Genomic DNA, 20639 nt, shown 5'->3' with positions numbered 1-20639 from the left:
TCCCTCAGGAGCAACCTTGCTTATATTAACATCTTCAGTAAGACGATGTCAACCATTCCATACATGTTTTGCATGAAATTTATAATGGGAATTTTTAACTTTCTACATAAACCTCTTGATTTGCTACACTAGCCTCTTCAGGCGATGTTTTCACAAGATCTACCTTTCGGTATCTGTTCATACCTGTACCAGCTGGAACAAGTTTACCGATGATAACATTCTCCTTCAGACCAAGAAGTTCATCGCGCTTGCCTTTAATAGCTGCATCAGTAAGAACACGTGTTGTTTCTTGGAAGGATGCCGCGGACAAGAAGGAATCCGTCTCAAGCGATGCCTTCGTAATACCGAGAAGAACAGAACGTGCCGTAGCAGGTTGTTTACCTTCAAGCAATACCTTTTCGTTCGCATCTGTAAATTGGTGAATGTCAAGCAATGTTCCAGGCAGTACATCTGTATCGCCAGCATCCATAACACGTACCTTGCGCAGCATTTGACGTACCATTACCTCTACGTGCTTATCACCAATTTCTACCCCTTGCATACGGTATACTTTCTGTACCTCGCGCAGCAAGTATTCCTGTACTGCGTTCATATCCTTGACCTTTAGAAGTTCCTTCGGATCGATCGAACCTTCTGTAAGCTCTTGACCACGGTCTACACGTTGGCCTTCCGCCACCTTCAAGCGAGCACCGTAAGGGATTGTGTACGTACGAGCTTCTACGTCTCCTTGTACAACAACCTCTTGACGATCTTTTACATCATTAATCGCCGCAACTGTGCCGTCGATTTCTGTAATAACCGCTTGCCCCTTCGGATTACGCGCTTCAAATAGCTCCTGAATACGCGGTAAACCTTGTGTGATATCGTCTCCTGCAACACCGCCCGTATGGAACGTACGCATTGTCAGCTGTGTACCCGGCTCACCAATAGATTGAGCAGCGATAATACCTACCGCTTCCCCTACCTCTACGTCTGTGCCAGTTGCTAGGTTTCGTCCATAGCACTTCTTACACACACCGTGACGTGTATTACATGTAAATGCGGAGCGAATATGCATTTGTTCGATGCCAGCTTCTTCGATAAGTGCTGCGATGTCTTCCGTGATCAATTCATTTTCAGAAATGATTACCTCGCCTGTTACTGGATGTTTCACCATTCTTCTTGCGAAACGGCCAACAAGGCGATCGTATAACGACTCAATCACTTCATTTCCTTCTTTGATTGCACGTACTAGCAAGCCGCGATCTGTACCACAATCGTCTTCGCGAACAATTACATCCTGCGCTACGTCTACGAGACGGCGAGTTAGGTAACCAGAGTCCGCAGTCTTAAGGGCTGTATCGGCAAGACCTTTACGCGCACCGTGCGTGGAAATAAAGTACTCTAATACTGTTAGACCTTCACGGAAACTTGATTTGATTGGAAGTTCAATGATACGTCCGGATGGGTTTGCCATCAAACCACGCATACCTGCAAGCTGCGTAAAGTTCGATGCGTTACCACGGGCACCTGAATCACTCATCATGAAGATTGGATTGCGTCGATCCAAGGATTTCATCAATTTCCCTTGGATTACATCCTTTGCATTACTCCAAATAGAAATAACACGATCATAACGTTCTTCTTCCGTAATCAAACCGCGACGGAATTGTTTTGTTACTGTATCTACCTTCAATTGTGCTTCTTGTAAAATCTCTTCCTTCTCACCTAATACCACGATGTCTGCTACACCAACTGTGATACCCGCTTTTGTTGAGTATCTGAAGCCTAAATTCTTCATGCGGTCTAACATGCGGGAAGTTTCTGTAATTTTGAAACGTTTGAATACCTCTGCAATGATATTACCGAGAATTTTCTTTTTAAACGGCGCAACTTCTTCGCGTTCTGCGATAATTTCCTTTACACTAGCGCCCTTTGGAACAAAGTACTTGGCAGGTGTTTCTTTTTCCAAGTTTTCTTTTGTAGGCTCATTAATGTAAGGGAAGGATTTCGGTAAGATTTCATTAAAAATCAATTTACCGACAGTTGTTAAAAGCAGCATGTTGTTTTGCTCTTCTGTGAACGTTTCGTTCTGCAAGGAACCAGCTGCAACAGCAATACGAGTATGCAAGTGAACATAACCGTTTGCATACGCAAGCAACGCTTCGTTTGTATCTTTAAATGCCATTCCTTCTCCAACTGCACCAACGCGCTCCATCGTTAAGTAATAGTTTCCTAATACCATATCCTGAGATGGCGTAACAACTGGCTTTCCGTCTTTCGGATTCAAGATGTTTTGAGCCGCGAGCATAAGCAAACGGGCCTCTGCTTGTGCTTCAGCAGAAAGCGGAACGTGAACCGCCATTTGGTCGCCGTCAAAGTCCGCGTTATATGCTGTACATACAAGTGGATGAAGACGAATTGCACGACCTTCTACAAGAGTTGGCTCAAACGCTTGGATACCAAGACGGTGAAGAGTCGGGGCACGGTTTAATAGAACTGGGTGTTCCTTAATGACAGACTCTAATACATCCCAAACCTCTGGCTGTACTCGTTCAATTTTACGCTTTGCACTCTTAATATTATGAGCAAGGCCTTTTTCAACCAATTCTTTCATAACAAATGGTTTAAATAACTCAAGTGCCATTTCCTTAGGTAATCCGCACTGATACATCTTGAGGTTCGGCCCTACAACAATAACGGAACGTCCAGAGTAGTCAACACGTTTACCAAGTAAGTTTTGACGGAAACGCCCTTGCTTACCTTTTAACATATGTGAAAGAGATTTCAACGGACGGTTACCAGGTCCTGTTACAGGACGACCGCGACGACCGTTATCAATCAATGCATCAACCGCTTCCTGGAGCATACGCTTCTCATTTTGTACGATAATGCTTGGCGCACCAAGGTCTAGAAGACGCTTTAGACGGTTATTGCGGTTAATAACACGACGGTATAGGTCATTTAAATCAGATGTCGCAAAACGTCCTCCATCGAGCTGTACCATTGGACGAAGCTCAGGAGGAATAACAGGAAGAACATCGAGAACCATCCAAGATGGTTCATTTCCTGAACCACGGAATGCCTCTAGCACTTCAAGACGCTTAATAGCACGTGTACGGCGCTGTCCTTGTGCTGTTTTAAGCTCTTCCTTGAGATAATCTACCTCTTTGTCTAAGTCAATGTCTTGTAAAAGCTTTTTAATTGCTTCCGCACCCATGGATGCCTGGAAAGTGCTTCCGTATCTTTCACGGTATGCACGATATTCCTTCTCAGATAACAGTTGCTTTTTCTCAAGAGGAGTATCGCCACTTTCTGTTACTACATAAGAAGCAAAGTAAATAATTTCTTCAAGGGCACGAGGAGACATATCAAGTACAAGTCCCATACGACTAGGAATTCCCTTGAAATACCAAATGTGAGAGACTGGGGCTGCCAGCTCAATATGCCCCATACGCTCACGGCGGACTTTAGCACGTGTTACTTCCACACCGCATCGGTCACAGACAACACCTTTATAGCGAACTCGCTTGTACTTTCCGCAATGGCATTCCCAGTCCTTTGTAGGACCGAAAATGCGCTCGCAGAACAAACCGTCTTTTTCCGGTTTTAATGTACGGTAGTTAATTGTTTCTGGCTTTTTGACTTCCCCGTATGACCAAGAGCGAATTTTATCGGGCGAAGCAAGTCCAATCTTCATATATTCAAAGTTGTTTACATCTATCAAGGGGACTACCTCCCTTTCAATCTACAGGTTATATCGAATTATTCCTTCGTTGTCTCAACTTCGATATTCAATCTATCGGCAGACTGATGGTCATCATCATCATCCGTGTCACGCATTTCAATTTCTTTTTCGTCACTGGACAAAATCTTAACATCCATACCTAAGCTTTGCAGTTCCTTAATCAATACTTTAAATGATTCAGGTACACCTGGCTCCGGTACATTTTCTCCTTTAACGATTGCTTCATACGTTTTTACGCGTCCTACTACGTCATCAGATTTCACTGTTAAGATTTCTTGAAGTGTATAAGCAGCACCATAAGCCTCAAGCGCCCAAACCTCCATCTCACCGAAACGCTGTCCACCGAACTGTGCTTTACCTCCAAGGGGCTGCTGCGTAACAAGTGAATATGGTCCTGTAGAACGAGCATGAAGTTTGTCGTCAACCATGTGAGCAAGCTTAATCATGTACATAACACCTACGGATACACGGTTATCAAACGGTTCACCTGTACGACCGTCATACAGAACTGTTTTAGCATCGCGAGACATGCCTGCTTCTTCAATCGTTGCCCATACATCTTCTTCACGTGCTCCATCAAATACTGGAGTTGCTACATGAATTCCAAGGTAACGAGCTGCCATACCTAGATGAAGTTCTAATACCTGACCGATATTCATACGAGAAGGTACCCCTAATGGGTTTAACATGATATCAACCGGCGTACCATCTGGAAGGTATGGCATATCTTCTTCCGGTAAAATACGGGAGATAACCCCTTTGTTACCATGGCGTCCTGCCATTTTGTCACCCTCGGAGATTTTACGCTTCTGTACGATGTATACACGAACAAGTTGGTTTACACCTGGTGGAAGTTCATCTCCGTCTTCACGGTTAAAGACCTTCACATCAAGAATAATACCGCCGCCGCCGTGAGGTACACGAAGAGATGTATCGCGAACTTCACGTGCTTTCTCGCCAAAAATTGCATGTAACAAACGTTCCTCAGCTGTTAATTCCGTTACACCCTTTGGAGTAACCTTACCAACAAGAAGATCTCCGTCTTTTACTTCTGCACCAATACGAACGATTCCCCGCTCATCCAAGTTGCGAAGTGCATCTTCACCAACATTCGGAATATCGCGTGTAATCTCTTCAGGACCAAGCTTTGTATCACGCGCTTCTGATTCATACTCTTCAATATGAACAGATGTGTATACATCATCCTTCACAAGACGTTCGCTCATAATGATAGCATCCTCATAGTTGTAACCATCCCATGTCATGAAGGCAACAAGCACGTTACGTCCAAGAGCTAGCTCGCCCTTTTCCATCGATGGTCCATCTGCAAGAATTTCACCTCTTACAACTTCATCGCCCACACTTACAATCGGACGTTGGTTATAACACGTTCCTTGGTTAGAACGAATAAATTTCAACATTCTGTAGCGGTCTAAATCTCCTTTAACCTTCTGACCATCTACATCAATATAACGACGTACCCAAACCTCTTTTGCTTCAACTCGCTCTACAACGCCTGGATGCTTACAAATGACAGCTGCACCGGAGTCTTTAGCAGATACATATTCCATACCTGTTCCTACAATAGGTGCTTCCGGATTTAAAAGAGGAACTGCTTGACGCTGCATGTTCGCTCCCATTAGAGCACGGTTGGAGTCGTCATTTTCTAAGAATGGAATACATGCTGTTGCAGCTGAAACAACCTGCTTCGGCGATACATCCATATAGTCAACACGATCACGTTTTACTACGATGTTTTCACCACGGAAACGAGCAATGATGTCTTCATCAAGGAACTCGCCATCATCTGATAAACGCATGTTTGCCTGTGCTACCACATAGTTGTCTTCTTCATCTGCAGTCAGGTAATCTACACGATTTGTTACACGTCCTGTTTCGGGGTCGATTCGACGATACGGCGTTTCAATGAAACCAAACTCATTTACCTTCGCAAAGGAAGACAAAGAGTTAATCAAACCAATGTTCGGACCCTCCGGTGTTTCAATCGGACACATACGACCATAGTGGGAATAGTGAACGTCACGCACTTCAAAGCCTGCACGCTCACGAGTTAAACCGCCTGGTCCTAACGCAGATAAACGACGTTTATGCGTTAATTCTGCTAACGGGTTTGTTTGGTCCATGAACTGAGATAGCTGAGAGCTTCCAAAAAACTCTTTAATGGATGCGATAACCGGACGAATATTAATCAGCGCTTGTGGTGTAATTGCATTCGTATCCTGAATAGACATTCTCTCACGAACAACACGCTCCATACGAGAAAGACCGATACGGAATTGATTTTGAAGCAATTCTCCAACAGAACGAAGACGACGGTTTCCTAGATGATCAATATCGTCAGTGTCGCCCACTTTATAAAGCAAATTAAAGAAATAACTGATAGATGCGATAATATCCGCAGGCGTGATATGTTTCACATTCCGATCGATGTTCGCGTTTCCGATTACATTAATCGTCTGCTCCGCGTCTGCATCTGGCGCATAGATTCTAATGGATTGCATAAGAACCTCGTCCTCCACTACGCCACCCACCGGTCTGGAAGTTTTAAAACCAATGTTTTTCTCTAAGTATGGGAGGATTTTATCTAATGTACGGCGGTCCAAGGTTGTGCCTTCCGTAACTAGAATTTCACCTGTTTCCGGATCTACCAATGTTTCTGCTAAGCGTTGATTAAACAATCTATTTTTAATATGAAGCTTTTTGTTGATTTTATATCTTCCTACATTCGCCAAATCATAGCGCTTCGGATCAAAAAAGCGTGAGACAAGTAAACTCTTTGCATTGTCTACAGTCGGAGGTTCCCCCGGACGAAGACGCTCATAGATTTCAAGCAAAGCTTTTTCTGTACTGTCTGTGTTATCTTTTTCTAGTGTATTGCGCAAGTATTCATTTTCACCTAAAAGCTCAATAATCTCTTGGTCGGAACCGAAGCCAAGCGCCCGCAATAACACTGTTACAGGAAGCTTGCGTGTACGGTCGATGCGTACGTATACTACATCCTTCGCATCTGTTTCATACTCAAGCCAAGCACCGCGGTTCGGAATAACAGTCGCAGTAAAGCCACGTTTACCGTTTTTGTCTACCTTTCCGCTGTAATACACACTCGGTGAACGAACAAGCTGGGAAACAATAACACGTTCCGCACCATTAATGACAAACGTTCCCGTTTCTGTCATGAGCGGAAAATCCCCCATAAATACATCCTGTTCCTTCACTTCACCTGTTTCTTTATTGATAAGACGTACCTTCACGCGCAGCGGTGCTGCGAATGTAACATCACGCTCTTTACATTCCTCTACAGAATACTTAGGCTCACCTAAGCTGTAGTCAATGAATTCAAGAGACAGATTTCCCGTGAAGTCTTCGATTGGTGAAATGTCCTGGAACATTTCCCGCAAACCTTCATCAAGAAACCATTGATAAGAAGAGGTTTGAATTTCAATAAGATTTGGTAACTCTAATACTTCACTAATACGGGCATAACTTCTTCGTTGGCGGTGGCGGCCGTATTGAACTAGTTGACCTGTCAACTGCTTCACCCCTCAAATCATGAGTATTATAAAATGCAATAAAATTGCATAATTTACAAGCTAAAAACAGCCGACGCCCGGAGGCGCAGCCGTGCCTTAAGGACATGCAGAACCTTTGCTAATTATGCAAAAAGAAAAATGGCTTCTCCTAAGAAAACCACCATTCTGTTTCGCGCTCTACTGATTTTACTATCTTTCCCAACACATGAAGAATTATACATTCTATCCATTGCAAGGAATGATATATTTGGCATTTTATAATCTTAGCACAACCAAAAATAACCGTCAACGTTTTTTTGATTTTATGATATAATAGCCTTTTTCTTTCTTCACAACTTCTACAGTAGGGTAGATTTCTTCCATTTTCGCTAAAGCAGAAGGTGCACCCTGCTTTTTCTGGATTACAATCCAAAGCTCACCACCAGGAGCTAAGTGCTCGTTTGCCTGCTCCAAAATCTCATGGACTACTTTCTTACCTGCCCGAATTGGCGGATTGGATAAAATCGCAGCATATTGTCCGCTCACATTTTCATACACATTGCTCTGAAACACAGAAACATTCGTAACCCCATTCAACACTGCATTTTCCTTCGCTAATTCCAACGCCCGTTCATTCACATCCACCATATCAACACGGCGGTTTACAAACTCCTTGGCAAGCGATAATCCAATTGGGCCATACCCGCAGCCAACATCTAAAAAAGCACCATCTGCTTCTGGTTGTTCGAATGTATGAATCAAAAGACGCGAGCCAAAATCCACCTCATTTTTCGAAAAAACACCTTGATCCGATAAAAATGTGAACGTTTGTCCCCTTAATTCGAATTTCCATCGTCTTCGATCGCTTTTGCTTACAGGATTGTTTGAAAAGTAGTGATCTGCCATGCCCACAGCCCTCTTTCCTCAGGGTTATTGTTCGGTTAAAAAAAAAGCTCGCATAAGAGCGAGCTTTTTTTGCAGTACAAGTGAAATTACTTAACTTCAACAACTGCTCCAACTTCTTCAAGTTTAGCTTTGATTTCTTCAGCTTCTTCTTTAGAAGCACCTTCTTTAAGTGCTTTCGGAGTGTTGTCAACAAGTTCTTTCGCTTCTTTCAAGCCAAGGCCAGTAAGTTCACGAACAACTTTGATAACTTTGATTTTTTGAGCGCCTGCGTTAGCAAGTACTACATCGAATTCTGTTTGCTCAGCAGCTTCAGCAGCACCGCCGCCTACTACAGCTACTGGAGCAGCAGCAGTTACGCCGAATTCTTCTTCGATTGCTTTTACTAGATCGTTAAGTTCTAAAACAGTCATGGATTTAACTGCTTCAATGATTTGTTCTTTAGTCATTTGAGTGTTCCTCCTTGTTTTCCTTTTATTAATAAATCAGACCGAATAACCGGGAATTAAGCGCCTTGCTCTTCTTTTTGCTCAGCCACAGCTTTTGCAGCAAGTGCAAGGTTGCGGATTGGAGCTTGAAGAACGCTAAGCAACATAGAAAGTAAGCCTTCGCGGGAAGGAAGTTCTGCAATTGCTTTCACATCTTCAACGCTTACTAATTTACCTTCAATGACACCAGCTTTGATTTCTAAAGCTTCATGCTTTTTCGCGAAATCATTTAATACTTTAGCAGGAGCAACAACATCTTCGTTGCTGAACGCAATCGCGTTCGGTCCTGTTAGGTGAGCGTTCAATTCCGCTACCTCTGCTTGCTCAGCCGCACGACGAGTTAAAGAGTTTTTGTAAACCTTGAACTCGATGCCTGCTTCGCGCAATTGTTTACGAAGTTCAGTTGCCTCAGCTACTGTTAAACCACGGTAGTCAACTACAATTGTAGATTTGCTTGCACGTAGTTTATCAGCAATTTCAGTTACGACTTGTTGTTTAGCTTCAATTGCTTTGCTCATCGTTACACCTCCTGTAAGACTGGATTGTACCGACACCGAATGTGCATTAAAAAACCTCCATATCAAAACTAGACATGGAGGCATAATAGTCACAGAATAATCCGTTCTTATCATAACACCTCGGTAGGAAATTAAGCCTGCAAGGGCACCTACTGTCTACGGTACGGTTATTAAATTAACAACATCATTGATTATATAAAAACTTTATAGAAAAGTCAAATTCCATTTATTAGGCAAATGTAGAAACGTCTACACGTACGCCAGGTCCCATTGTAGAAGCAACTGTTACGTTCTTCATGTAAGTTCCTTTTGCAGCAGAAGGTTTTGCTTTTAACATTGCTTCATAAACTGCTTGTAAGTTCTCAGCAAGCTTTTCGTTGTCGAAAGATACTTTACCGATTGGCGCGTGGATATTACCAGCTTTGTCAACACGGTATTCTACTTTACCTGCTTTGATTTCGTTTACGGCTTTTGTTACATCAAATGTAACTGTACCAGTTTTAGGGTTTGGCATTAAACCTTTTGGTCCTAACACACGACCTAATTTACCAACTTCACCCATCATGTCTGGAGTTGCTACAACTACGTCAAAGTCGAACCAACCTTGTTGGATTTTGTTGATGTAGTCCGCATCGCCTACGTAGTCAGCGCCAGCTGCTTCTGCTTCTTTCGCTTTTTCGCCGCGAGCAAATACCAATACGCGTTGTACTTTACCAGTACCATGCGGAAGAACAACCGCACCGCGGATTTGTTGATCAGCTTTCTTAGGATCTACGCCTAAACGGAAAGCAACTTCAACAGTCGCATCAAATTTAGCTGTGTTTGTTTTCTTTGCTAACTCGATCGCCTCAGCAACAGAGTAAGCAGTTGCACGGTCTACAAGCTTTGCAGCTTCCAGATACTTTTTACCTCTTTTTGGCATTTTAATTTCCTCCTTGATTGTGGTTTTAGCGGAATAACCTCCCACGTGTGTGCTCCTATAATAGGTTTCAGCCTCTGCTGCGGGGGACACCAACCCTGTATTTAAAATGTTACGATTTGTTACGTTAATAAAGGTTGCGAATGTATAAGACCCGCAACCTTTTTACAAGAAACTAAAGCGAATTAGTCTTCGATAACAATACCCATGCTGCGTGCAGTACCTTCAACCATGCGCATTGCAGCTTCTACGCTAGCAGCGTTTAGGTCAGGCATCTTTTGTTCCGCGATTTCGCGAACTTTATCACGCTTCACTGTTGCCACTTTATTACGGTTTGGAACACCAGAACCAGACTGGATACCAGCTACTACTTTCAGAAGAACAGCAGCAGGCGGAGTCTTTGTAATGAAAGTGAAGGAACGGTCTTCAAATACCGTAATTTCAACTGGGATAATTAGACCAGCTTGGTCAGCTGTACGAGCGTTGAACTCTTTACAGAAGCCCATGATGTTAACGCCTGCTTGTCCTAGTGCTGGACCAACTGGCGGCGCTGGATTCGCTTTACCTGCAGGAATTTGCAATTTTACAACTTTGATTACCTTTTTAGCCACGAGACACACCTCCTTAAGTCCGTGATGTGGTCAATGGGCTGTCCGCCCTCCCACTCTATTCTTATCTTCTAAGAGATAAAAAACTTATTAAGCAATGCCTTTATCGTGAAAGACACTGACCTTAAAGATAGTATCACTTTTTACAGTTCTTTTCAAGTTTTTAATTTACAATTTTTCAACTTGGGCAAAATCGAGCTCTACAGGTGTTTCACGACCAAACATATCTACAAGAACTTTAACCTTTTGCTTCTCTATATCAATCTCTTCAATCGTGCCTGTATAATTTGCAAAAGGACCTTCCTTCAAGCGAACTGTTTCATTCATTTCAAAGTCAAAATCCACTTTTTCATTCTCAACGCCCATGCGTTTAAGAATCACAGCAACCTCTTCCTCCAATAAAGGAGTCGGTTTAGAACCAGAACCAGCAGAACCGACAAACCCTGTAACACCCGGTGTGTTACGGACAACATACCAAGAGTCATCTGTCATTACGAGTTCTACAAGTACATAGCCCGGAAACACCTTTCGCTTCGTAAGCTTTTCTTTTCCATTTTTCATTTCTACTTCTGTTTCTTCCGGTACAACTACTCTGAAGATTTTATCCTGCATGCCCATTGACTCGACACGCTTTTCCAAGTTTGTTTTCACTTTGTTTTCATATCCAGAATATGTATGTACAACATACCAACGTTTTTCCATATCGTGTAGGACGTTCGTCCTTCCCTCCCCGACCCTGCTTTTTTAGGCAAATGAAAAAACCCGTTCACCGGGTTTTAACACAGTTCGTATAGTTATCATTATATCATGTAAAAGTGTATCTTATTCAAGAACTAAACGAATTAAAGAAGAAATCCCCATATCCACAATCGCAAAGAAAATACCAAAAAGCACTACTGTTGCGATAACAGTCAATGTGGAACGGAATAACTCTTGTCTTTTCGGCCAGCTTACTTTTTTCATTTCGCGTGTTACGTCGCCAAAAAAGTTCGTCAAACGCATTTATGGAACCTCCATCATGTATAGCCGTTATTATTTTGTTTCCCTATGCATTGTATGTGTATTGCAGACTTTGCAAAATTTCTTTACTTCTAGACGCTCGGAGGCGTTATCATTTTTTACGGTAGAGTAGTTTCTGCTGCTGCATTCTGAACATGCAAGTACAAGCCTTTTTCCCATTATGCTACACCAGCCTTGAACACTATGTCCTTAAAACTGTACCATACATTAAAAGAAGCTGTCAATGATATGCCTAGAAGGACTAGAAAAGCAAATAAGACGGGTATTACACCCGTCTCATAATCTCGCAATCAATTAAAGGCTGTATTTTCTCTCATCTCCACATAGCGCTCTAATTTCCGCTTTACGCGCTGCAAAGCATTATCAATCGATTTCACATGACGATTCAACTGTTCTGAAATCTCTTGATAGGAACGCCCATCCAAATAAAGAGAAAGAACCTTTCTTTCTAAATCGCTTAGGAGTTCGGATATTTTCAATTCAATATCTACATACTCCTCTTGGTTGATAATTAGTTCTTCTGGATCCGTTACCTTTGTTTCTGAAATCACATCTAATAGAGTACGATCAGACTCCTCATCATAAATAGGCTTGTCCAGCGACACATACGAGTTTAAAGGAATATGCTTTTGTCTTGTTGCCGTTTTGATAGCGGTTATGATTTGTCTAGTAATACACAACTCCGCAAAAGCCTTAAAAGATGAGAGCTTGTCTTCTTTGTAATCACGAATCGCTTTAAATAGACCAATCATTCCCTCTTGAATAATATCCTCGCGATCTGCTCCTACAAGAAAATATGATCTTGATTTGGCACGAACAAAATTTTTATACTTGTTAATCAAATACTCCAAAGCTTCAGTATCACTGCCGCGCACAAGCTCTACTACTTCCTCGTCTTCCAATTCTCGAAATTGTACGTTGTGTTCACTTAAGAAGTCCGATTCCACTCTTATCACCCCGACGATGCTTAGTTAGAAATATTATACAGTAAGCGCTTTATGAGCGTCAATGCCTCAAAGCTCTCCCCGCCTTAATTTTTCTAACTTTTCTGTAATTTCCTTGTTGTATCGGGATTGAAATGCTCCTTTTTGTTCCTTTTGCTCTTTAATTCTACGGCGCACCTGCCCTTCCATTAGCTCTACTTCAATTTCCAGCTCACGTGCAGATTTGCGTAAGGCACCTTGCGCAAAAATAACCCATTGCTCCGTATAATCCGATGTAGCTACTGAAATGCTTGTATCAATTCCCCTAAGTTCAATGGCAAGCTGCTCAATTTTTTCATCAGCTGTTTGGTTTTTACGGGTAAAAATCACTTCCACCTTCGCTTGGTTCGTTTTCTTCTCGATCCCTTGTACATAATGCGCATCAAAAACGATAATGACCTTTATCCCTGTAAACCCTTGATAGTCTGCCATTTTATCGATGAGTACATCACGGGCCGCTTGCAAATCCGTATCCTTTAGCTTACGAAGCTCTTTCCAGGCACCGATAATGTTATAGCCGTCGACGATCAAGATTTCTTTCATCTCTATTCACCAAGAGGATGACGCTTACGGTATACCTCGTACATAAGAAGCCCAGCAGCCACGGAAGCATTAAGCGATGTAACCTTCCCCGCCATCGGCAATCGCACGAGAAAGTCGCATTGCTCCCTGACAAGCCTGCTCATTCCTTTTCCTTCGCTGCCGATTACAAGACCTAGCGGCATCGTACCATCCAATCTTCGGTAATCGTCTTTTCCCTTTGCATCAGTACCGGCAATCCATACACCACGTTCCTTTAATTCTTCAATCGTTCTCGTTAAATTCGTTACACGCGCGACCGGAATATACTCAATTGCTCCGGTGGATGCTTTTGCGACCGCTGCTGTTAAGCCGACTGCCCTGCGCTTCGGGATAATAATACCATGCGCACCAACAGCATCTGCCGTTCTCATAATAGAACCAAGATTGTGGGGATCTTCAATCTCATCCAAAATTAAGAAAAACGGTGTCTCCTGCCGTTCGTCAGCCCTGCGGAACAAATCATCCAAATCCGCGTACTTATAGGCTGCTACATGTGCAATAACCCCTTGATGATTTCCCTCCGCCAATTGATCAAGCTTTTTGTTTGGCGCTTGCTGAACAATGACTCCTTGCTCCTTTGCCAGCTGTAAAACAGTATGAATCTGTCCTTTGTTGGCTCCTTCTGCCACCCAAATTTTATTAATATCGCGACCTGACTTCAAAGCTTCAATGACAGGATTTCTACCGATGATATACTCATGATCCATCCTTCTTTTCTCCTTCCTGCTTCTCTAAAGCTAAAATAGCTGCTGACAACAGCTCCTGCAATCTCTCCTCATTACCGGATAAATAATGAAAGCCGATTACTGCCTCAAATGCTGTACTGTATCGATATGTTTGTACGTCCGTATTTTTTGGAACTGACCCTGATTTTGCATTGCGCCCCCTCATGAGAATGGCTTCTTCTTCCTCAGTTAAAAATTTTTCATCCAGCCACGCATACACAACCTTCGCCTGTGCCTTTGCACATACGTAGCTTGTACTTAAACGATGCAGCTGATTAGGACGTATGGATCCTTTCAAAAGGAGGTGATGCCGAACATACTGTTCATACACCGCATCACCCATATACGCTAAAGCAAGACTATTCAATTGCTTTACATCGATCATGCTTACCCTCTTTTCCATCTTACACCCTGCGGCGTATCTTCCAAGATAATATTACGAGCCTTTAAATCATCACGAATTTGGTCAGCCAATGCAAAATTGCGGTTTTTCCGTGCGTCATTCCGTTGCTCGATAAGCATTTCAATTTCTTCATCAAGAAGCTCTTCCTCTTGATCAAGGCTGAGCCCCAATACTCCAAACAGCTCCTCGTATTCCTTCAAAAATACCTCAATTACCGCTTTAGAAGTGTGTTGCTCAAGTAAATACTGATTCGTATAATTAGCTAAGTTATAGAGCTCTGTTACCGCATTCGCTGTATTAAAATCATCATCCATCGCCTGTTCAAATGCATTTCGGAACGCCTTAACTTCTAAAATCCAAGACTCATCGTTTTCTGTCAAATTTGTGCTGCTCTCCATCCGATGCTTTAAGTTAGCATAGGCTGTTTGAATGCGTTCCAAGCCGTTTTGCGTGCTTTGCAGCAATTCTTCATTAAAGTTAATTGGATTGCGATAATGTACAGATAGCATAAAGAATCGAATTAACTGCGGATTGTATTGCTTAATAATGTCATGTACCAAAATAAAGTTCCCAAGAGACTTCGACATTTTTTCATTATTAATATTAATATATCCATTATGGAGCCAATAACGCGAAAACGGCTTACCTGTTAACGCCTCCGATTGCGCAATTTCATTTTCATGGTGCGGGAATGCCAAATCCTGACCACCGGCATGAATATCAATCGTATCACCTAAATATTTTCTAGCCATAGCCGAGCACTCAATATGCCAGCCTGGACGACCTTTCCCCCATGGACTGTCCCAATAAATCTCTCCTTCCTTCGCAGCCTTCCATAATGCGAAGTCCAGCGGGTCCTGCTTTTTCTCACCCACTTCAATACGCGCGCCATGACGCAGATCTGTAATAGATTGGTGGGACAGCTTTCCGTATCCTTCAAATTCCTTTGTTCTGTAGTATACATCTCCTGCAGATTCATAAGCATATCCCTTTTTAATCAACTCTTCTATAAATGAAATAATCAAATCCATACTCTCCGTGACACGCGGATGTACATCAGCATGGCGGCATCCCAAAGCAGTCACATCCTCAAAATACGCCTTTATAAATCGATCAGCAATTGTCGGTACATCCTCCCCGAGTTCCTTTGCAGCTCGAATAAGTTTGTCGTCCACATCAGTGAAATTGGACACATACTGTACTTCGTAGCCCTTATATTCTAAATAACGGCGAACCGTATCAAATACGATAGCAGGACGGGCATTTCCGATATGAATGTAATTATATACAGTCGGACCACACACGTACATTTTTACCTTGTTTGCCTCAAGCGGAATAAACTCTTCCTTCTTGCGAGTAAGTGTATTATAAAGATAAATAGTCATTTGAATCCTTCCCTTCTTTAGTTAATGTAATCTGCTCCTTCAATTGCTGTATCTCTGCCTCCATTGCCTTCAATTTATCAGCAATTGGGTCTGGTAAGTCACAATGATTCAAATCGCGATTCACCTTCACCCCATCACGTATAACCACCCGGCCTGGTATCCCAACAACAGTGGAATTAGGCGGAACTTCCTTTAACACAACAGAGCCTGCACCGATTTTAGAATTTTTCCCAACAGTGATGGATCCAAGAACCTTTGCGCCTGTTGCAATTAACACGTTATCCTCAATAGTAGGGTGACGCTTGCCTTTTTCCTTCCCGGTTCCGCCTAGCGTTACACCCTGATAAAGGGTCACATTATCACCAATTTCACAAGTCTCGCCAATAACAACGCCCATACCATGGTCAATAAAAAGGCGACGGCCAATCCTAGCACCTGGATGAATTTCAATTCCGGTGAAAAAGCGGTTAACTTGCGAAATCAGACGGGCTATAAAGAAAAATCGTTTCTTATACAACACGTGAGCAATACGGTGGGACCAAATGGCATGCAATCCGGCATATGTGCATATAACTTCCAAATAGCTTCGTGCTGCTGGGTCCTGTTCAAAAATGACTTCAATATCCTCCCGAAGCTTTTGAAACATTCGTTTCCCCTCCTTTTCGGTTGATTTCTAATGCATAGCATAAACAGTACCAATAAAAAAGGCGCCTCTGTACAAACGACAGAGACGCCTTTTAGCGCGGTTCCACTCTGTTTAGGCCGGATCGACCTCCACTCATGTTTTCCATAACGGCTCTTCACCGCTTCTGTCTACTTTTATTTCAACAGAAGGCTCAAAGGCGCACTTCAAAAACCTATTCTTAAACCGCTCACAGCCGTTGACGATTCTCTCTGAAAAGAATATGGTTTTCTACTTTTCCTTCTCTTCGCTTTTTTATATTGGTGTATAGGTAAGTGTTTTTATTATATTGCATCTCATACAAAAATGTTAACCAATAACTTTTTGAATTCGTGCAGAAACCTTTTCCTTCCCAAGAAGGGAGATCGCTTTTGGCAAATCTGGACCATGCGCTTGGCCTGTTGTAGCAACACGGATTGGCATAAATAGCTTCTTCCCTTTTTGGCCAGTTTGCTTTTGAACGACTTTAATCGCCGCTTGTACTGCCTCTGGTGTAAAATCTTCAATTTCTTCTACTTGTGCCAAAAATACCTGCATCACTTCAGGTACTTGCTCTTCTCCTAGAACAGCTTGCGCTTCTTCATCGTAACTAATGTCATCTTTGAAAAATAATTCTGATAGCTCAACAATCTCTGCACCATAGCTCAGTTGATCATGATACAAAGCAACAAGTCCACGAACCCAATCTGCCTGAACTTCAGCTTCACTAATACGGCCTGCTTTGATAAGATGTGGTACACAAAGCTCTACCACACGGTCCAGCTCTTGTTTTTTCATATATTGATTGTTCATCCATTTCAGCTTTTGCGTATCAAACACAGCTGGAGATTTAGATAAACGAGCCGGGTCAAACATTTCAATAAATTGTTCCTTCGTAAAAATCTCCTCTTCGCCTACTGGAGACCATCCAAGTAAACAAATAAAATTAAACATCGCCTCTGGCAAATAGCCCAAATCAGCATATTGCTGAATAAATTGAATCACAGATTCATCACGCTTGCTCAATTTTTTTCGATTCTCATTTACAATAAGTGTCATATGACCAAACTGAGGTGCTTCCCAGCCAAATACCTCATAAATCATCAGCTGCTTCGGTGTGTTAGAAATATGCTCTTCCCCGCGAAGCACATGCGTAATTTCCATGAGATGATCATCTATAACAACAGCATAGTTATAAGTAGGAATTCCATCCTTCTTCACAATAACAAAATCGCCCATCTCATTCGAATCAAAGGAGATCGTTCCTTTTACCATGTCAGTAAATGTATATGATTTCTCCTTCGGTACTGCAAAACGAATGCTTGGAACTCGTCCCTCGGCTTCAAATGCCTCTTTTTGTTCCTGTGTTAAGTGACGACATTTTCCTGAGTAGTGAGGAGTTTCGCCGCGCTCCTGCTGCGCTTCTCGTTCTGCCTCAAGCTCCTCTTCTGTACAATAACAATGATACGCTAATCCCCGCTCCAGCAATTCATTTGTATATTTTTGATAAATATCCAAACGTTCCGTTTGACGGTATGGACCGTATGCGCCCTCCTTATCAATGCTTTCGTCCCATTCGATGCCGAGCCATTTTAAGTTTTGCAGCTGGCTTTCTTCTCCGCCTGCAATATTTCTCTTTAAATCAGTATCCTCAATACGGATAATGAAATCTCCGCCTTGGTTTTTCGCAAATAAATAGTTAAATAATGCTGTTCTTGTATTTCCGATATGTAAATGTCCTGTTGGACTTGGAGCATATCGCAATCTGACTCGTTTTGACATGTATGACACCTTCCGTTTTTAATTGTGTACGATACAAAGTGTATAAGGTTACGCTCTTTTTTTCAACAGGACAACTGCTTGAGAAGCAATTCCTTCTTCTCGCCCTGTAAAGCCAAGCTTTTCTGTTGTTGTTGCTTTCACATTTATATTTTCAACCGTTGTTTCTAATAGCTCACTGATCCGTACACGCATCGCTTCAATGTAAGGTGCCATTTTGGGCCTTTGAGCAATAATTGTACAATCTAGATTGCCTAGCTCATATCCTTTTTCACTTACAAATTCCCAAACACGCTGCAGTAAGATTGCAGAATCCGCATCCTTAAAGGCAGGATCTGTGTCTGGAAAATGCTTGCCGATATCTCCTGCTGCAATTGCTCCTAAGCAAGCATCCGCAATCGTGTGTAATAATACATCTGCATCAGAATGACCGAGCAAGCCTTTCTCGTAAGGTATTGTAATTCCTCCAATAATAAGAGGCCGTCCTTCTGTAAAGGCATGTACATCAAACCCTTGTCCGATTCGAAACATGTAAAATCTCTCCTATCCTCTTACTAAAAAGCTTTCTGCTACTATTAAATCATCTGGAGTCGTTACTTTTATATTAAAATAACTTCCTGGCACAACTCCAACCTCTTTCCCAAGCCGCTCCACGAGGCTTGCATCATCGGTTCCTACATATCCGGCCTTACGGGCCTCCTCGTGAGCCTCCGACAGGGTCGAAAAGTGAAAGCCCTGTGGTGTTTGAACAGCCCATAGCTTAGAACGTTCCACCGTTTCTACAACACTTCCATCTTCTACTCTCTTAATGGTATCCTTTACCGGAACAGCACAAATGGAGGCACCCTTCTGCATCGCCTCTTCTAATACATTCTTAATAATTTCTATTGTAATAAAGGGGCGTGCACCATCATGCACAAGCACATAAGATGCCCCGCTTGCTTGAAGCAACCCGTTATAGACACTGTCCTGCCGTTCTTGGCCACCCGCAGTAAATATAATTTCTTTCTTCACACCGTATTTCTTAATAAAACGTTCAAAAATAGGTTGTTCATCCGCGTTAATAGCAAGAATAATTCGCTCACATGCTTCATCCTTCTCAAAAACGCGCAATGTATGAATGATAAGCGGCACAGAGGCAATGGGGAGAAACAGCTTATTTTGTCCCGCCCCCATACGCTTTCCTTGTCCCGCTGCTGGAATAATTAAAGTATACCTCATGACAAACCTCTGCTTATAATGCTTTTTCTAATAGCTTTCGTTTTGCAAAAATCATTCGTCCTGCAGAAGTTTGCAAAACACTTGTAACAAGAACATCAATTTGTGAACCAATGGAATCTCTTCCGTCCTCTACAACAATCATTGTACCGTCATCTAAGTAGGCCACACCTTGATTATGCTCTTTTCCATCCTTTACAACATATACCCGGAGTTCTTCTCCTGGAAGCACTACAGGCTTAATTGCATTGGCTAGATCATTAATATTTAATACCTTCACACCCTGCAGCTCACACACCTTATTCAGGTTAAAATCATTCGTGATAACCGTGCCGTTCATCACCTTAGCAAGCTTCACAAGCTTGCTGTCAACCTCCTGTATATCCTCAAAATCACCCTCATAAATTTCTACCGGTATCAAAAGCTCCTTTTGAATTTTATTTAAAATATCAAGTCCGCGTCTTCCGCGATTACGCTTTAACGTGTCAGAAGAATCGGCAATATGCTGCAATTCAGCTAATACAAATTGCGGTATGAGAATTACACCCTCTAAAAAACCTGTCTGGCAAATATCCGCGATGCGTCCATCAATAATAACACTTGTATCGAGAATTTTAAAATTCCCTTGCTGTACGTCGACCTCAACCTCTTCTCCGCTATTGTTTTTACGTTTCACCACGCGCTGCGGCAAGGAGAAAAGCGCTACAAGTTCATTTCTCTTTTTTAAGCCTACCTGAAATCCTAAATATCCAAATAAAAGCGTAACAAAGATTTGGAGCACTGTGCTGATAATTTGCACTGTAATTGTTTTGATAGGAATAAGAATTAAATAAGCAAATATAAGTCCGGTAATAAGTCCTACACTTCCAAATAATACATCTGTCACCGGCGCTTTAACTAATGTTTCCTCCACATATTTAATCAAATGAACAATATAATCGACAAGCCAGAATGTTGTAACAAACAAGACGATTGCACCAATAATCGCACGAATATACGATTCCTCTAGCACAGGGACTGATCCAATATTGAGCATCTTGGCTATTGTAGGAATCAGAAAGATTCCTAAGGCACCCCCAACTATTAAAAAGAAGAGCTGCACAATCCGTTTTAACATTCAACCACCTCCTACTCATTATTGACAGTATGATTTTCCCAAAAACATAAAACGGAAAAATAAGCTGTATTCT

20 protein-coding genes and 2 other annotated features are annotated in these 20639 nt (G+C 42.3%); all 20 genes read right to left on the bottom strand.

The window, feature by feature from the left end; translation table 11 throughout:
- Window positions 1–94 precede the first annotated feature (94 nt).
- Window positions 95–3706, bottom strand: a complete 3612-nt coding sequence (gene rpoC / locus AC6HZ4_RS00680) for a DNA-directed RNA polymerase subunit beta' (protein ID WP_497493136.1) — start codon at window positions 3704–3706, stop codon at window positions 95–97.
- Between the two features lie 38 nt (window positions 3707–3744).
- Window positions 3745–7278: a DNA-directed RNA polymerase subunit beta gene (rpoB, locus tag AC6HZ4_RS00675; RefSeq protein WP_497493135.1), complete on the bottom strand. Its 3534-nt coding sequence runs from the start codon at window positions 7276–7278 to the stop codon at window positions 3745–3747.
- A gap of 285 nt (window positions 7279–7563) precedes the next feature.
- On the bottom strand, window positions 7564–8163 hold the full coding sequence (locus AC6HZ4_RS00670; RefSeq protein WP_497493134.1) for a class I SAM-dependent methyltransferase: 600 nt from the start codon (window positions 8161–8163) through the stop codon (window positions 7564–7566).
- 86 nt (window positions 8164–8249) lie between these two features.
- Window positions 8250–8609, bottom strand: a complete 360-nt coding sequence (gene rplL / locus AC6HZ4_RS00665) for a 50S ribosomal protein L7/L12 (protein ID WP_497493133.1) — start codon at window positions 8607–8609, stop codon at window positions 8250–8252.
- Between the two features lie 56 nt (window positions 8610–8665).
- Entirely contained in the window at window positions 8666–9166 is a 501-nt protein-coding gene (rplJ, locus tag AC6HZ4_RS00660; RefSeq protein WP_497493132.1) for a 50S ribosomal protein L10, read from the bottom strand.
- Between the two features lie 39 nt (window positions 9167–9205).
- Window positions 9206–9346 (bottom strand) — a sequence feature (ribosomal protein L10 leader region).
- A 49-nt stretch (window positions 9347–9395) separates the two neighbouring features.
- Window positions 9396–10088: a 50S ribosomal protein L1 gene (gene rplA, locus AC6HZ4_RS00655; protein WP_497493131.1), complete on the bottom strand. Its 693-nt coding sequence runs from the start codon at window positions 10086–10088 to the stop codon at window positions 9396–9398.
- Between the two features lie 182 nt (window positions 10089–10270).
- Window positions 10271–10696 carry a 50S ribosomal protein L11 gene (rplK, locus tag AC6HZ4_RS00650; protein WP_165350875.1) on the bottom strand — a complete coding sequence of 142 codons (426 nt, stop codon included), beginning with the start codon at window positions 10694–10696 and terminating at the stop codon, window positions 10271–10273.
- Window positions 10697–10861: 165 nt separating this feature from the next.
- Window positions 10862–11395, bottom strand: a complete 534-nt coding sequence (gene nusG, locus AC6HZ4_RS00645; protein WP_497493130.1) for a transcription termination/antitermination protein NusG — start codon at window positions 11393–11395, stop codon at window positions 10862–10864.
- 120 nt (window positions 11396–11515) lie between these two features.
- Window positions 11516–11695, bottom strand: coding sequence for a preprotein translocase subunit SecE (gene secE, locus AC6HZ4_RS00640; RefSeq protein ID WP_497493129.1), 180 nt, complete (start codon window positions 11693–11695; stop codon window positions 11516–11518).
- 30 nt (window positions 11696–11725) lie between these two features.
- Window positions 11726–11872 carry a 50S ribosomal protein L33 gene (gene rpmG / locus AC6HZ4_RS00635; protein ID WP_497493128.1) on the bottom strand — a complete coding sequence of 49 codons (147 nt, stop codon included), beginning with the start codon at window positions 11870–11872 and terminating at the stop codon, window positions 11726–11728.
- A 131-nt stretch (window positions 11873–12003) separates the two neighbouring features.
- Window positions 12004–12660: an RNA polymerase factor sigma-70 gene (locus AC6HZ4_RS00630; RefSeq protein WP_497493127.1), complete on the bottom strand. Its 657-nt coding sequence runs from the start codon at window positions 12658–12660 to the stop codon at window positions 12004–12006.
- A gap of 66 nt (window positions 12661–12726) precedes the next feature.
- Window positions 12727–13239: an NYN domain-containing protein gene (locus tag AC6HZ4_RS00625; RefSeq protein WP_497493126.1), complete on the bottom strand. Its 513-nt coding sequence runs from the start codon at window positions 13237–13239 to the stop codon at window positions 12727–12729.
- Window positions 13240–13241: 2 nt separating this feature from the next.
- Window positions 13242–13985 carry a 23S rRNA (guanosine(2251)-2'-O)-methyltransferase RlmB gene (gene rlmB / locus AC6HZ4_RS00620; RefSeq protein WP_497493125.1) on the bottom strand — a complete coding sequence of 248 codons (744 nt, stop codon included), beginning with the start codon at window positions 13983–13985 and terminating at the stop codon, window positions 13242–13244.
- On the bottom strand, window positions 13975–14388 hold the full coding sequence (locus AC6HZ4_RS00615; protein ID WP_497493123.1) for a Mini-ribonuclease 3: 414 nt from the start codon (window positions 14386–14388) through the stop codon (window positions 13975–13977). The genes rlmB and AC6HZ4_RS00615 overlap by 11 nt, the downstream gene beginning before the upstream one ends.
- A gap of 2 nt (window positions 14389–14390) precedes the next feature.
- The gene (gene cysS / locus AC6HZ4_RS00610) at window positions 14391–15791 is read right to left on the bottom strand and encodes a cysteine--tRNA ligase (protein WP_497493122.1); all 1401 of its coding nucleotides are present in this window, start codon (window positions 15789–15791) and stop codon (window positions 14391–14393) included.
- On the bottom strand, window positions 15772–16437 hold the full coding sequence (epsC, locus tag AC6HZ4_RS00605) for a serine O-acetyltransferase EpsC (protein WP_497493121.1): 666 nt from the start codon (window positions 16435–16437) through the stop codon (window positions 15772–15774). Before epsC ends, cysS begins: the two co-directional genes overlap by 20 nt.
- Before the next feature lie 77 nt (window positions 16438–16514).
- Window positions 16515–16730, bottom strand: a binding site (T-box leader).
- A gap of 52 nt (window positions 16731–16782) precedes the next feature.
- Complete coding sequence (gene gltX / locus AC6HZ4_RS00600; RefSeq protein ID WP_497493120.1) at window positions 16783–18234, bottom strand: glutamate--tRNA ligase; 1452 nt, start codon at window positions 18232–18234, stop codon at window positions 16783–16785.
- A 48-nt stretch (window positions 18235–18282) separates the two neighbouring features.
- Entirely contained in the window at window positions 18283–18762 is a 480-nt protein-coding gene (ispF, locus tag AC6HZ4_RS00595; protein ID WP_497493119.1) for a 2-C-methyl-D-erythritol 2,4-cyclodiphosphate synthase, read from the bottom strand.
- Between the two features lie 12 nt (window positions 18763–18774).
- On the bottom strand, window positions 18775–19452 hold the full coding sequence (gene ispD, locus AC6HZ4_RS00590; protein WP_497493118.1) for a 2-C-methyl-D-erythritol 4-phosphate cytidylyltransferase: 678 nt from the start codon (window positions 19450–19452) through the stop codon (window positions 18775–18777).
- Window positions 19453–19465: 13 nt separating this feature from the next.
- Window positions 19466–20566, bottom strand: coding sequence for a PIN/TRAM domain-containing protein (locus tag AC6HZ4_RS00585; RefSeq protein WP_497493117.1), 1101 nt, complete (start codon window positions 20564–20566; stop codon window positions 19466–19468).
- Window positions 20567–20639 lie beyond the last annotated feature (73 nt).

This window comes from Ectobacillus sp. OTK (assembly GCF_059698935.1).
Note: the sequence above shows the minus strand (reverse complement) of the source record. Positions and strands in the feature narration are given on the sequence as shown.